Here is a 14,192-nt window from a genome sequence, read left to right on the forward strand (position 1 = left end):
CGGGAGAAACCACAGGGGACCCATGAGTACCAACCAAGGCGACAATGCCGCACATCCACCGCTCAGCCAGGAAATGGCCGCGCACCTGCTTGATCTGCTGTCGGAAGACGACGCCTTCCGCGATCTTTTCGCTCGCGATCCGGAACAGGCCCTGATCCAGGCAGGACTGTCTCCTGCGCAGGCCGCCCAGGCCCTTTGTGGCGACAGCTGCATGCGCGTCACGACGCTGGCCAGCAAGGAGGCCATCCAGGCCGCACGCGAACAGCTATTGCAGAATCTGACCTCCGAGGCTGCCCACACCATCGTTTTCTGCTTCAACGACTGAGGCAACACCGGCGATCGCGGCATCCGCCGCGATCGTCTCCGACACATTCATAACCACGAACGCCTGCGCGCCAAGCGGATCGCTGTAGGCCAAGCCCGGGTGCCCGGCGAGCCACCGCTGCTCCTGCCGGCTTCCCTCCCTGTTCCCCAACGCCTGCAGCGCGTCGCGCATCGCCACGTGCCACTGGATGAAGCCACTGCCATTAGCGGTAGCATGCAACTGCTGCACTGTTCGCATCGGGTTTCCGCGCAAGCGCCACTGATCGGCGAAAATTATCTCGAGCAACGCCTCGCTCCTCGGATGGCCTGAGCGCTCAACCAATGTGGCAAGACGACGCTCATCTTCGGTGTCCAGCGCTTGTCCCTGGAACCGCTGCTTCAAGCGGGCAGCCGCTAGCGCGATAGCGACCAAGTCGTCCATCTCACCAGCGCCTGCGGCATCAGCCGCCCGCATGGCATCGCCGAGCAACCGGGTGATTTCGGAGGGAGAGGGCGCACCTCCCGACTGATAGCGGGCCACCAGTGCGCCCAGGCGCAATGGCACGCGCAGGACATCGTTGTTGGATGCCGCCTTGGCGACGCCATCCTCCGCGACCCGCAGCGCCTTGCCGGCCTGACCTGCAGCGAGCAACACGGCCGTCCATTCCACGTGGACCAGGGCATCGGAAGGCTCGCGCTCCGCGCATGCCTCCAGCACGCGCAATGCCTCCCGCACCTTTCCTGTTGCAGCCAATGCGGACGCATGCCGCCGGTTGGGCGGCGCGCCGGAGATCTTCTCGGATTCCACGAAGCTGCGGATCGCGGCGTCGTGCTCGCCTTTGGCCAACTGGATCCGGCCCATCAGCTCTCGGGAGACATAGCGCAACGGCTCCTTCGAAGCTGCCGCGATGCCAGCCGCTGCCAGCGCTTCGTCCAGGTTCCCTTTCACGTACTCGGCCCAGGCATAGTTCTGCTGCGCGGCCGCGATATCCGGATAGACCTCAGCCAGCAACCGCCATTTGGCCGGCGCGTTACGCGACGGATGAGGCTCGAATTCCGCCTCCCACGCTTCCACGTACAACCGGTCGCGCACCGACAGGTGGTTGCGAAGCGCGGCGGCCCTACGCAGATAAGACTCCGCTTTCTCTGCTTCTCCTTGCGACATGTACGTACGCATGATGCCGACGAGCGCCAGCGCGAACTCCGGATCGATGTCCACTGCCTTCTGGAAAAGCGCGCGGGCATCTTCCATGCGGCGGCTGTTGTATGCCCTGACACCCAGTGCATACATTTTCAATGCATCGAGGCTGCCGGTGGTGACCTCGGGTAGAGGTTGCGACATCTGCCGGATCGCTTCTGACGATTCGCCCAGACGGTCGCGCACCTCCTGCGCGACGCTGTCAATCGTTGCCAGCAGCCCGTCAACCTGCCTTACATCCCGACTCAGCACATAGACGGTCGCCCGGCTCTGCGGATCGACGACCTCCACGGTCACCCTCAACCGCCCCCCGACCTCGGCCAGGGTAGGCAGCACGAGGGCACGGGCGCCATCGCGGACCGCGATCTCGCTACCAATGGTCCGGTCGATGCGCGTGCCCGTGGTCTTCCTCATCCTCGTCAGCGTGTCGCCAACGGTCATGTCGCTGAGGACATTGATGTAGCGCGACTGCTCCAGGCTGATGCGGAAGGCCTGCGCAATCGAATCATCCAGCAGGGCATTGCCGGTCAGGTTGCGCAGGTCGCCCATCACCACCCAGTCGCGCTCGGCGAAAGCGATGGCCGGCTCCGGGCGCATGAAGAACCAGGCGCCCACGCACAGCGCCGCCAGCAGCGCCGCCTCCGCCACCAGCGCCATCGGACGCCGCCAGAACGGCAGGTCGCGCCACGCCTTGGGCGTGCTGCGCGGCGTGCGCAGCGGCGCGAACCCCGGCTCGCCGACCTCGAACACTTCCTGGGTGGTCGGCACGCCCTTGAAGTGCCAGCGGCCATGCGACTTCCACAGCAGGTGCCCACTGCGCGCGCCCAGCTCGCGCGCGGAGCGGTGCGCCAGCGATTCGGCCACCGCCGAGAGCAGGATCTGCCCGGGCCGCGCCAGCGCCATCAGGCGCGCCGCCAGTGGCTTGGCCAGCCCCTCGACCTCCAGCGGCTTGGCGCCGGCCTGCACCGCCTCGACGCTGTTGTGCCAGGTCAGCACCTCGCCGACGTGCATGCCGGTGCGCGCCTGCAGGTCGATGCCGCGCAATTTGCCCAGCTGCTCCAGGCCCTGCCGGTAATCCAGGGCGAAGCCGAGGCCGTTGACCGGGCGCTCGAACAACAGCAGCAGGCCGTCGGAGCGGTCGATCATGCGCCCCTTCCACTGCTGCTGCAGGCGCAGTACCAGCCGGTCGTGCTCCTGGAACAGTTCCGCGGCCGCGGTGTCGCCGAGCCGCTCCACCAGTGCCACCGAATCGCACAGGTCGGTCAGCAGCAGCGTGTGCACGCGGGGGGCCGGCGCTTCCGCCGCGGGATCCGTGTCGGGGGTGGCGGGCGCCTGCTGCATGTCAGCCGGCTCCCAGCCAGTCCACCGGCCATTGCAGCCGGTTGCCGCCACGCCGCTTGGCCTCGTACAGGGCGCTGTCGGCATGGGCGTACCAGTCGTTCCAGTCGCGCGCCGGGTCGAGCAGGCAGGCGCCGATGCTCACCGGGCAGACGCGCGGCACCGGCTGCGAACGTTCCAGCAGGCCATGCACGGCGTGCAGGATGAAGCCGGCCACGTGCTCGAGCGCCGCGGCATCGGCCTCGTGCACCAGCAGGCAGAACTCGTCGCCGCCCAGGCGGCAGGCCAGGCCGCCGGGCTGCACCACCGAGCGCAGGATGTTGGCGACCGCCTGCAGCACGCGGTCGCCGACCAGGTGGCCGTGCTCGTCGTTGATGCACTTGAAGCGGTCGCAGTCGATCAGCAGCAGCCCCTGCGGGGGGATCCGCGACGGCTGCCGGCATTCCTGCAGGTAAAGGGTCAGCCCGCGGCGGTTGTGCAGGCCGGTCAGCTCGTCGGTCCGCACCAGTTCCTCGGTGTGGTTGAGCTGGTGCGTGGTGGTGTAGAGGTTGTCCAGCGCCGCTTCCAGGTCGTGGTTGCGGCGACGCAGCTGCCGGATCAGCATCTGTTCGTTGGAGACCACGCGCATGATCGTGCGGCGCAGGAAGAACGCGACGCGGCCGGGGTCGTGGTCCACCAGCTTCTGGAAATCGGGGTGCCCGAGTTCGAGCAGGGACAGTTCCGTCGCGGCGCGGGCATCGGCGCCGCGGCGATGGTCGCCGATCAGCAGGCCCAGCTCGCCGAAGAACTCGCCCGGGCCCAGGTACTTGACCACCAGGTCCTCGCCGAAGTTGAGGTCGACGATGCCGCTGACGATGACGAACATGGCATCACCGGAATCGCCACGGCGGAACAGCACCTCGCCGGCGGCGATCTCGCGCTGCCGGCCGAACCGCGAGAACAGCGCGAACTCGTCGGGCGACAGGACCGGATGCACGATTTCGGCCATCGCCATATGGGCGACGCCCAGCTCGCGATCATCGGCCATGATTGCAGCATTGTCGCTGGTCATTCCCTCAGCCCCACCGCCCCTCCGTCCCCAGGGGCTAGCGCGGAAGGATAGCACCGCCACCCGGCGCGGACGATGCCGGAAACCGGCATGAGCCCCATTCAGCCGGCCAAGAACAAGGGCGGCCGTCGCGGCCGCCCCAACACCATACCCCGGCTGCTGAAAACGTATCGAAAACGCCGTTCAGGCGGCCTTGCCGGCCTGGAACTGGGCCTCCTCGGTGGACCCGGTGAGCGCGGTGACGCTGGAGGCGCCGCCCTGGATCACCGTGGTCACGTCGTCGAAGTAGCCGGCGCCCACTTCCTGCTGGTGCGAGACGAAGGTGTAGCCCTGGCCGCGGGCGGCGAACTCCGGCTCCTGCACCTGCTCCACGTAGTGGCGCATGCCTTCGCCACGGGCGTAGTCGTGGGCGAACTTGAAGGTGTTGAACCAGTTGATGTGGATGCCGGCCAGGGTGATGAACTGGTACTTGTAGCCCAGTGCCGACAGTTCGTCCTGGAAGCGGGCGATGGTGCGGTCGTCCAGGTTCTTCTTCCAGTTGAACGACGGCGAGCAGTTGTAGGACAGCAGCTTGCCGGGGCTGGCCGCATGCACCGCCTGGGCGAACTCGCGGGCGAAGCCCAGGTCCGGGGTGCCGGTCTCGCACCACACCAGGTCGGCATACGGCGCGTAGGCCACGCCGCGGCTGATCGACTGCTCCAGCCCGTTGCGCACCCGGTAGAAGCCCTCGGCGGTGCGCTCGCCGGTGACGAACGGCGCGTCGTTGGGGTCGAAGTCGCTGGTCAGCAGGTTGGCGGCCTCGGCATCGGTGCGCGCCAGCACGATCGTCGGCACCCCCAGCACGTCGGCCGCCAGGCGCGCGGCGACCAGCTTCTGGATCGCCTCCTGGGTGGGCACCAGCACCTTGCCGCCCATGTGGCCGCACTTCTTCACCGCCGCCAGCTGGTCCTCGAAGTGCACGCCCGCGGCACCGGCCACGATCATGTTCTTCATCAGTTCGTAGGCGTTGAGCACGCCGCCGAAACCGGCCTCGCCGTCGGCCACGATCGGCAGGAAGAAGTCGATGGCGTCCTCGGCCTTGAGCTTGCCGTCGACGATGTTCTTCCACTGGATCTCGTCGGCGCGCTGGAAGGTGTTGTTGATGCGGCGGACCATGGTCGGCACCGAGTCGTAGGCGTACAGCGACTGGTCCGGGTACATGGTCTCGGAGGTGTTGCCGTCGGCGGCCACCTGCCAGCCGGACAGGTACACCGCTTCCAGCCCGGCCTTGGCCTGCTGCATCGCCTGGCCGGCGCTGATCGCGCCGAACGCGTTGACGTAGCCCTTCCGGGCATCGCCGTTGAGCAGTTTCCACAACCGTTCGGCGCCGCGCCGGGCCAGGGTGTGCTCGGGCTGCACGGTGCCGCGCAGGCGCACCACGTCGGCGGCGCTGTACGGGCGGCGCACGCCGGCCCAGCGCGGGTCGCTGTCCCAGTCGTGCTGCAGGGCGTCGATCTGTTGCGTGTAGGTGCTCATGGTGGAACTCCTTGGGGGCGGGCGTGCGGAAAGGGGGAATGGCAGCGGGGGGCTCAGTCGATCTGCCGGTAGGCGGGCAGGGTCAGGAACTCGGCCAGCTCGTCGGCGCGGCTGAGCGTGTCGAGCAGGTCGATGGCCTGGGCGATGCGGCCGCCGCCGGGCAGCGCGGCGGTGTCGCCCAGGCGCGCGGGCAGCGCGCGCAGGGTGGCGTCGAGCAGCGCGCCGTCGATGGCGGTGCCGTCGTCCAGGTGCTGGTTGCCGGCGTGCAGCCACTGCCAGAGCTGGCTGCGGCTGATCTCGGCGGTGGCGGCGTCCTCCATCAGGTTGTGGATCGGCACGCAGCCGTTGCCGTCCAGCCATGCGGCCATGTAGCGCACGCACACTTCCACGCTGTTCTCGAACCCGGCGCGGGTGATGGTGCCGGCGCAGGGGGCCACCAGCTCGTCGCGGGTGACGTGCACGTCGCGGCGCAGCACGTGGTGCTGGTTGGGGCCGGGCATGTGCTCGTCGAAGATCGCGCGCGCCACCGGGATCAACGCCGGGTGCGCCACCCAGGTGCCGTCGTGGCCGGCGCTGACCTCGCGCAGCTTGTCCGCGCGCACCCGCGCCATGGCCTGCTCGTTGGCGGCCGGGTCGTGGTTGATCGGGATCTGCGCGGCCATGCCGCCCATCGCATGCGCGCCGCGGCGGTGGCAGGTCTGGATCAGCAGTTCCGAATACGCCTTCAGGAACGGCTGGGTCATGGTCACCTGGCCGCGCTCGGGCAGCACCTTGTCGGCATGCCGGCGGAAGGTCTTCAGGTAGGAGAAGATGTAGTCCCAGCGGCCGCAGTTCAGGCCGACGACGCGCCCGCGCAGCGCGTGCAGGATCTCGTCCATCTCGAACACCGCCGGCAGCGTCTCGATCAGCACCGTGACCTTGATCTGCCCGTGCGGCAGGCCGAGCATGCCCTCGATGTGCGCCAGCGCGGTTTCCCACAGCGCCGCCTCCTCCATCGACTGCAGCTTGGGCAGGTAGAAGTACGGGCCGCGGTCGCGGCGCATCAGCGCACGGGCGTTGTGGAAGGCGAACAGCGCCGCGTCGAACAGGCCGCCGGCGATCGGCTGGCCGTCGACCAGCACGTGCTTCTCGTCCAGGTGCCAGCCGCGCGGGCGCACGATCAGCACCGCCTGCTCGGCGAACGGCCGCAGCGTGTAGTGCTTGCCGGGCGTGCCGTCGGCCGCCGCCGGCGCGGTGTACTCCAGGTCGCCGCGCACCGCGCCGATCAGCGCCTGCTGGCCGGCCAGCAGGTTGCGCCAGGTCGGCGAAGTCGAATCCTCGAAATCGGCCATGAACACCCGCGCGCCGGAATTCAGCGCGTTGATGACCATCTTCGGGTCGGTCGGGCCGGTGATCTCGACGCGGCGGTCCTGCAGCGCGGCCGGGATCGGCGCCACCGTCCAGTCGCCCTGGCGCAGGTGCGCGGTGTCGGCGCGGAAATCCGGCAGCCCGCCCTGGTCGAAGAACGCCTGGCGCTGGCGCCGCGCCGCCAGCCGCGCCTGGCGCTCGGGCTCCACCGCCCGGTGCAGCGACACCAGCAGCGCCAGCACCCCGGCCGGCAGCAGTTCCGCCTGGCCGGCGAGCCGGGCGGCCACGGTGATGCCCGGCGTCGGGCGGGCGGGCGTGGACGGGACAGAGGTGGCGACGGCGGACATGGCGGAACCCTGCGGGTGTCGGGGGACTCCACCGTGCCGCCGGGGTCACTTATTTATCAAAACAGTTTTTGCAATACCCAACATAAGTTGTGCTAATAATCAGCCGAAATGACGCCGAAGACGCCCGCAAACCCGCGTTTTTCCTACAAGTCCGACCGGCTCAAACCGCTGCGCGCGTTCTGCCAGACGGTCCGCCTGGGCTCGGTGTCGCGTGCTTCGGAGGCGCTGTTCGTCAGCCAGCCGGCGGTGAGCCTGCAGTTGCAGGCGCTGGAGCGGGAGCTGGGGGTGGTGCTGTTCGAGCGCAGCGGCCGGCGCCTGGTGCCCAGCCGCGAGGGCCAGCTGCTGTACGAGATGGCGCAGCCGCTGGTGGAGAGCCTGGACGGGCTGGAAGCCAGCTTCCGCGACAAGGTCCGCGGCCTGGATGCCGGGGAACTGACCGTCGCGGCCAACACCTCGACGATCCTGTACCTGCTGCCGAAGATCGTCGAGGCGTTCCGCCAGCGCCACCCCGACGTGCGCCTGGTGCTGCAGGACGCGATCAGCGCCGACGGCACCGAACTGCTGCGCGGCGATGCCGCCGACCTCGCCGTGGGCTCGATGCTGGATGTGCCGGGCGACCTGAGCTACGCGCCGGTCTACGACTTCGAGCAGGTGCTGATCACCCCGCGCGGGCACCCGCTGGCCGGCAGGCGCGAGATCACCCTGGAGGACCTGTCGGCGTTCCCCCTGATCCTGCCGCCCAAGCGGCAGATCACCTGGCGGCTGGTGGACCTGGTGTTCCAGCGCCACCGCGTGCCGTACACCGTGGCGCTGGAGGTCGGCGGCTGGGAGGTGATCAAGCAGTACGTGGCCATGGGCATGGGCATTTCCATCGTCACCGCGCTGTGCCTCAACGACGCCGACCGCGAACGCCTGGCGATCCGCCCGATGACGCGTTATTTCCCCACGCGCAGCTACGGGGTGACGGTGCGCCGCGGCAAGGTGCTGTCGCCGCAGGCGCGCGCCTTCATCGCATTGATCCGGCCCGACCTGTTCGCCCCGCGCCAGTACGACGACACCGGCCATTCGGAGCGCTGAGCCGCGCCAGGCGCGGCTTAACGCAGCAGGCGCGGTTCCGCGCTAGCGTGGCCGCACCCGCCAGCGCGGCATACCGGAGCTCTGCCATGGATCGCACTCTGCTGTTCGCTGTCAGTCTCGCCCTCACCCTGTCCCTTTCCGCCTGCAACCGCACGCCGGCCGGCAACGACGCCCCGCCCGCACCGGCCGCCAGCGGCACGCCCGCCGCGCCGCCCGGGCTGATCCCGCGCGACGCCCTGTTCGGCAACCCCGAACGTGCCAACGTGCAGATCAGCCCCGACGGCCGCTACCTGGGCTGGGTCGCCGCGGTCGACGGCGTGCTCAACGTCTGGGTCGCCCCGGCCGACGACCTGAGCAAGGCGCGCGCGGTCACCACGGACAAGACCCGTGGCATCCGCCAGTACTTCTGGAGCCACCGTCCCGACACCCTGCTGTACCTGCGCGACACCGGCGGCGACGAGAACTTCCACCTGTTCGCGGTGGACCTGGCCAGCGGCCAGGCGCGCGACCTGAGCGATTTCCCGGCCACCCGCGCCGAGGTCATCGGCGTCAGCCACCTGCACCCGGAATCGGTGCTGGTGGCGATGAACGACCGCGACCCGAAGTGGCACGATCTGTACCGCGTGGACCTGGCCAGCGGGCAGCGCACGCTGCTGGAGAAGAACACCCGGCAGATCGCCGGCTACATCGCCGACCCGGACTTCAAGGTGCGCATGGCCAGCCGCGCGCGTGAGGACGGCGGCAACGACCTGCTCGAACCCGATGGCAAGGGCGGCTGGAAGGTCACCGGGCAGATCCCGTTCGCCGATTCCCTGACCAGCTTCCCCGGCGGCTACACCAGCGACGGCAAGACCCGCTACTTCTTCGACTCGCGCGACCGCGACACCGCCGCGCTGTATGCCATCGACACCGGCACGGGGGCGAAGACCCTGGTCTACGAGGACGCCCGCGCCGATATCGACAGCGCGCTGGACGACCCCATGACCCAGCGCGCGCAGGCGGTGGCGGTCAATTACCTGAAGAACGAATGGAAGGCGGTCGACCCGGCCATCGCACCGGACCTGGACAAGCTCAAGGCGATCGGCCCGGGCAGCTTCAGCGTCACCTCGCGCACGCTCGACGACAAGACCTGGATCGTGGCCTACTCCGCCGCCGAGTCGCCGGTCACCTACTACCGCTATGTGCGCGGCGGCACGCCGGAGAAGCTGTTCGTCGCGCGCCCGGCGCTGGAGGGCAAGGCGCTGGTGCCGCAATGGCCGCAGGAAATCCGTTCGCGCGACGGGCTGACCCTGGTCAGCTACCTCAGCCTGCCGCGCAGCGCCGACGCCAACGGCGACGGCAAGGCCGATGCCCCGGTACCGATGGTGCTGCTGGTGCACGGCGGGCCGTGGGCGCGCGACGACTACGGCTACAACGCCTACCACCAGTGGCTGGCCAACCGCGGCTATGCGGTGCTGTCGGTCAATTACCGCGGCTCCACCGGCTTCGGCAAGGCCTTCACCAACGCCGGCGACGGCGAATGGGCCGGCAGGATGCACGACGACCTGATCGACGCGGTGGACTGGGCGGTGAAGAACGGCGTGACCACCCGCGAACAGGTGGCGATCATGGGCGGCAGCTACGGCGGCTACGCCACCCTGGTCGGGCTGACCTTCACCCCGACACGTTCAAGTGCGGCGTGGACATCGTCGGCCCCTCGAACCTGGACACCCTGCTGTCCACCATCCCGCCCTACTGGGCCGCGTTCTTCGAGCAGTTCGCCAAGCGCGTGGGCGACCCGCGCACCGCGGCCGGCAAGCAGCTGCTGGCCGAGCGCTCGCCGCTGACCCGCGTGTCCGCCATCCGCCGGCCGCTGCTGATCGGCCAGGGCGCGAACGACCCGCGCGTGCGCCAGGCCGAGAGCGACCAGATCGTCAAGGCCATGACCGACCGGAAGATCCCGGTCACCTACGTGCTGTTCCCGGACGAAGGCCATGGCTTTGCGCGCCCGGAGAACAGCAAGGCGTTCAACGCCGTGGCGGAGGGTTTCCTGGCGCAGTGCCTGGGCGGCCGCGCGCAGCCCATCGGCGCTGACTTCCAGGGCTCGAGCATCACCGTGCCGACCGGCGCGGACGGGGTTCCCGGCCTGGCCGAGGCGGTCGGCACCCACGTGCAGGACATCCGCCGCTGACGCGGTGCGCGTTGCGGGCGGCCCGGTCGCGGTGACCGGGCCGCCAACTCATTGGCCCCTCCCGGCGCATGGCGCGCTCAATGCGCGCAGTCGCAGCCCTTCCAGCCGGCCCGCTTGCTGGTCTGGCCGATGCCCGGATTGAAGACATTGCCAGGATCGAGCTGCCGGTAGAACGCGGCCAGCGCCGGCTTGGCCGGATACAGGTGGCCGACATTGTGTTCGGCCGGGTACTCGGCGCCGCGCGCGTCCAGCAGCGCCCACATCGCATGCTCGATCGCCAGCGGGTCTTCGCCCTTGCGCGCGATGTAGTCCTGGTGGAACACGTGGCACAGGAAATGGCCGTAATACAGCTTGTGCAGCAGGCGCGCGTCGAGCCCGGCCGGCAACCGCTCGAACCAGTCGCGGTCGTCGCGGCGCAGCGCCACGTCCAGGGCGACGATGTCCTGCACCCGGTCGCGGTGCACTTCGCGGTAGCGCACCGCCGCACTGGCCACCGCGAAGCGGTGCAAAAACGCCTTGCGTCCCTCCTCCGCGGTGCAGTGGAAGAAGCCGCCTTCGTGGCCGTCGAAGAAGCCGCGCAGCCAGGCCCCGGTCTGCGCCGCGTCGCGCGCGGACACCTTCAGCAGCAGATGATGTTCGTAGCGCAGGCGGAACTCGCCCATGCGCCTGGGCAGGTGCGATGGCAGCAGGCCGGCCAGCACCTGCAGCACCCGGTCGCTCACCCCGCGCAGGCCCAGCCGCTCGAACCAGCCATCGACCCGGCTTTTGCAGGCGAAGGCAGCCGGCACGCGCGCGGTGCCGAGCCGGTCGATCAGCAGGAACACGTCCTTGCCGTAGCGCTCGCCGATGTCGTAGGCATCGCGGTGGATGTACTCGCCGGCGATTGGCAGGCGTTCGAAACCGGTGAGCAGCTGGCGCCGCAGCGCGGTGAGGCTGTCGGTGCGGTTGCTGCCGATGTAGAAGACCTCGGCCGGCTCCTTCTCGAAGGTATCCAGGCGCACCGCGAACACCGCCAGCTTGCCGGCCGAGCCGGCTGCCTCGTGCAGCCGTGCCGGGTCGGCGTTGAAGCGCGCCGGGGTGCCGGCATCCACCTGCCGCACCTGCGTGGCGTAATGCGGGTCGGAGGCCACGCGGCCGCCACCACTGCCGACGTCGGCCGGCGTGTAGTCGCCGGCCTGCAGGCGCGTCAGGATCTCCTCCGGGCTGTCGCCCAGCGCGATGCCAAGGTGGTTGACCAGGTGCAGCCGGCCATCGGCATCGACCTGCGCGAACAGCGCCAGCTCGGTATAGGCCGGCCCGCGCCGCACCAGCGCGCCGCCGGAGTTGTTGCAGATGCCGCCCAGCACCGAGGCGCCGATGCACGAGGAGCCGATCACCGAGTGCGGCTCGCGCCCGAGCGGTGCCAGCACCTGTTCCAGCCGGTCGAGGGTAGCGCCCGGCAGGCACAGCACCTGGCGGCCGCCGTCCAGCAGCTGGATGCCGTGCAGGCGCAGCGTGCTGACCAGCACCACCGGGCGGCCATAGCCATCGCCATCGGGCGTGGAGCCACCGGTGAGCCCGGTGTTGGCCGCCTGCAGGATGATCGCCGCGCCGCCCTGCACCGCCGCCTGCAGCACCTGCCACAGCTCAAGCAGCGTGCCCGGCCGCACCACCGCCAGCACCGGGCCCTCGCCGAAGCGGTAGCCCCGGCGGAAGCGGCGCGTGGCCCGGTCGCCGGTCAGCACGTGGCGCTGGCCGACGACCGCGCGCAGGCGCCCCAGCAGCGCCGCGCTCACGGCAGCCGCACCAGCGAATCACGGCCGATGTCGGCAATGCGGCGCGCACCGGTCAGGGTCATCGCCACCCGCATCTCGCTGGCGACCAGGTCCAGCAGGTGGGCGACGCCGGCCTGGCCGCGCGCCGCCAGCGCGTAGACGAAGGCGCGGCCCAGCAGCACGGCATCGGCGCCGAGGGCGAGCATGCGCACCACGTCCAGGCCGCTGCGGATGCCCGAATCGGCCAGGATCTTCAGCTCGCCCTGCACCGCATCGGCGATCGCCGGCAGCGCGCGTGCGGTGGACGGCACGCCGTCGAGCTGGCGCCCGCCGTGATTGGACACGACGATGCCATCGGCGCCGAACTTCACCGCGTCGCGCGCGTCGTCCGGGTCGAGGATGCCCTTGATCAGCATCGGCCCCTTCCAGAACGCACGGATCCACTCCAGGTCCTTCCACGAGATCGACGGGTCGAAGTTGCTGCCGAGCCAGCCGATGTAGTCCTCCAGCCCGGTCGGGTGGCCACGGTAGGCGGAGATGTTGCCCAGGTCGTGCGGCCGCCCGCGCAGGCCCACGTCGAAAGCCCAGCGCGGATGGGTCACGGCCTGCAGGTAGCGGCGCAGCGCCGCGTTGGGCCCGCTCATGCCCGAATGCGCATCGCGGTAGCGCGCGCCCGGCACCGGCATGTCCACGGTGAACACCAGGGTGGTGACGCCCGCCGCCTGCGCCCGCTCCAGCGCGTTGCGCATGAAACCGCGGTCACGCAGCACGTACAGCTGGAACCACATCGGCCGCCGGAGCGCCGGCGCCACTTCCTCGATCGGGCAGACCGAAACGGTGGACAGGGTGAACGGGACGCCGCGGCTGTCGGCCGCGCGCGCGGCCTGCACCTCGCCGCGACGCGCATACATGCCGGTCAGCCCGACCGGCGCCAGCGCCACCGGCATCGCCAGCTTTTCGCCGAACAGCTCGGTCTCCAGGCCCAGGTCGGCCATGTCGCGCAGCACGCGCTGGCGCAGGGCCACGTCGGCCAGGTCGGACACGTTGCGGCGCAGCGTGTGCTCGGCGTAGGCGCCGCCATCGATGTAGTGGAACAGGAACGGCGGCAGGCGGCGGCGTGCGGCCGCGCGGTAGTCGGTGGAAGCGGAGATGATCATGGGTCGGCCGTGGCGGAAGGCAGGCGCGAGGCCCGCGCGCGCCGGGCCTCGTTCTCGTCGAGCGTGCGCAGCGTGGTGTGCACGAACTCCAGGTGGGACAGCGCGGCGGCGCGCGCACGCTGCGGGTCACCGGCCAGCACCGCGTCCATCATCCGGCGATGCTGCTCGGACAACGGCGCGAAGGTGCGCGGCGAGGTGTACAGCCGCTCGCGGCTCTGCGAGATGTTGGTCTGCAGCAGGTCGAACAGGCCGCGCATCACCTGCAGCAGCACCAGGTTGTGCGACGCCTCGGCGATGGACAGGTGGAAGTCGGCGTCGGCGCGGGCTTCGCCGGCGGGGTCGTCCCTGCCGTGCGCATCCAGCATCGCGGCGTAGGCGCCGGCGATGCGCGCGCGGTCCTCGGCGGTGGCGCGCAGCGCGGCATGCCAAGCCGCGGCGCCTTCCAGCGCATGGCGGATCTCCAGCACGTCGAAGCGGTACTCCGGGTCGCCCTGGAACAGCGGCAGGTACGGCGCCAGCGGCTCTTCGATGGCCTGCCGCGCGCGTGCCGCCGGTTCGGCCACGAAGGTGCCGCCGCCCACGCGCGCGACCAGCAGGCCCTGGCTGCCCAGGCGGGCGATGGCCTCGCGCAGCGCGGTGCGCGATACGCCCAGCTGCGCCGCCAGCAGGCGCTCGGCCGGCAGCCGGTCGCCGGGCCGCAGCCGCCGCTCGCGCACCAGCGCTTGCAGTTGTTCGGCGACCCTGTCCGACACCCGCTGTGGCGGGCGGCGCGGCACGTTCACCGGCGCCGCTCCCCGGGCCGCGCGCAGGCGGCCGGGCGCGGCACCCCGGCACGGCGCGCCCGCCCATGGCGCTGTGACGAATGCTCCATGTCCACTCCGGTCGCACGCGGCCTGCGCTGTCTTGCCGGCCCCGCCACGGTCACGATTGGTATTACC

General features: G+C 70.2%; 9 protein-coding genes and 1 pseudogene. 3 read left to right on the plus strand and 7 right to left on the minus strand.

Annotated features, from left to right (window positions below; genetic code table 11):
• Positions 1 to 22: 22 nt before the first annotated feature.
• Positions 23 to 325, plus strand: coding sequence for a hypothetical protein (locus B1L07_14870; protein ID AUZ56157.1), 303 nt, complete (start codon positions 23 to 25; stop codon positions 323 to 325).
• Here the strand turns inward: B1L07_14870 and B1L07_14875 are convergent.
• The 4 genes from B1L07_14875 to B1L07_14890 form a co-directional block, all read right to left on the minus strand.
• A complete protein-coding gene (locus tag B1L07_14875) occupies positions 266 to 2,842 on the minus strand; it encodes a hypothetical protein (protein AUZ56158.1) in 2,577 nt (858 codons plus the stop codon). The two genes, B1L07_14870 and B1L07_14875, sit on opposite strands and share 60 nt — an antisense overlap.
• Position 2,843: 1 nt before the next feature.
• Complete coding sequence (locus B1L07_14880) at positions 2,844 to 3,890, minus strand: cyclic nucleotide-binding protein (GenBank protein AUZ56159.1); 1,047 nt, start codon at positions 3,888 to 3,890, stop codon at positions 2,844 to 2,846.
• A gap of 180 nt (positions 3,891 to 4,070) precedes the next feature.
• A complete protein-coding gene (locus tag B1L07_14885) occupies positions 4,071 to 5,402 on the minus strand; it encodes an isocitrate lyase (GenBank protein AUZ56160.1) in 1,332 nt (443 codons plus the stop codon).
• A gap of 53 nt (positions 5,403 to 5,455) precedes the next feature.
• Positions 5,456 to 7,096 carry a malate synthase A gene (locus tag B1L07_14890; GenBank protein AUZ56161.1) on the minus strand — a complete coding sequence of 547 codons (1,641 nt, stop codon included), beginning with the start codon at positions 7,094 to 7,096 and terminating at the stop codon, positions 5,456 to 5,458.
• 108 nt (positions 7,097 to 7,204) lie between these two features.
• On the opposite strand from B1L07_14890, the gene B1L07_14895 reads away from it, so the two are divergent.
• Entirely contained in the window at positions 7,205 to 8,173 is a 969-nt protein-coding gene (locus tag B1L07_14895) for a LysR family transcriptional regulator (GenBank protein ID AUZ56162.1), read from the plus strand.
• Positions 8,174 to 8,259: 86 nt separating this feature from the next.
• Positions 8,260 to 10,343: pseudogene (locus B1L07_14900) on the plus strand (S9 family peptidase).
• 77 nt (positions 10,344 to 10,420) lie between these two features.
• Here the strand turns inward: B1L07_14900 and B1L07_14905 are convergent.
• From B1L07_14905 to B1L07_14915, 3 genes are read right to left on the minus strand one after another with little or no spacing between them, the layout of a single operon-like run.
• Positions 10,421 to 12,118 carry a D-lactate dehydrogenase gene (locus B1L07_14905; GenBank protein AUZ56163.1) on the minus strand — a complete coding sequence of 566 codons (1,698 nt, stop codon included), beginning with the start codon at positions 12,116 to 12,118 and terminating at the stop codon, positions 10,421 to 10,423.
• Complete coding sequence (gene lldD / locus B1L07_14910) at positions 12,115 to 13,254, minus strand: alpha-hydroxy-acid oxidizing enzyme (protein AUZ56164.1); 1,140 nt, start codon at positions 13,252 to 13,254, stop codon at positions 12,115 to 12,117. Before lldD ends, B1L07_14905 begins: the two co-directional genes overlap by 4 nt.
• Positions 13,251 to 14,030, minus strand: coding sequence for a transcriptional regulator LldR (locus B1L07_14915; GenBank protein ID AUZ56629.1), 780 nt, complete (start codon positions 14,028 to 14,030; stop codon positions 13,251 to 13,253). Before B1L07_14915 ends, lldD begins: the two co-directional genes overlap by 4 nt.
• Between the last annotated feature and the right edge of the window lie 162 nt (positions 14,031 to 14,192).

This window comes from Stenotrophomonas acidaminiphila (assembly GCA_002951995.1).
GTDB classification, from domain to species: Bacteria; Pseudomonadota; Gammaproteobacteria; order Xanthomonadales; family Xanthomonadaceae; genus Stenotrophomonas; species Stenotrophomonas acidaminiphila_A.

Excerpts from the sequence above, each read along its gene's own strand:
- B1L07_14895 (AUZ56162.1), top strand. The coding sequence starts at position 7,205 with ATGACGCCGAAGACGCCCGCAAACCCGCGTTTTTCCTACAAGTCCGAC.
- B1L07_14880 (AUZ56159.1), bottom strand. The coding sequence starts at position 3,890 with ATGACCAGCGACAATGCTGCAATCATGGCCGATGATCGCGAGCTGGGC.
- lldD (AUZ56164.1), bottom strand. The coding sequence starts at position 13,254 with ATGATCATCTCCGCTTCCACCGACTACCGCGCGGCCGCACGCCGCCGC.
- B1L07_14885 (AUZ56160.1), bottom strand. The coding sequence starts at position 5,402 with ATGAGCACCTACACGCAACAGATCGACGCCCTGCAGCACGACTGGGAC.
- B1L07_14870 (AUZ56157.1), top strand. The coding sequence starts at position 23 with ATGAGTACCAACCAAGGCGACAATGCCGCACATCCACCGCTCAGCCAG.
- B1L07_14890 (AUZ56161.1), bottom strand. The coding sequence starts at position 7,096 with ATGTCCGCCGTCGCCACCTCTGTCCCGTCCACGCCCGCCCGCCCGACG.
- B1L07_14875 (AUZ56158.1), bottom strand. The coding sequence starts at position 2,842 with ATGCAGCAGGCGCCCGCCACCCCCGACACGGATCCCGCGGCGGAAGCG.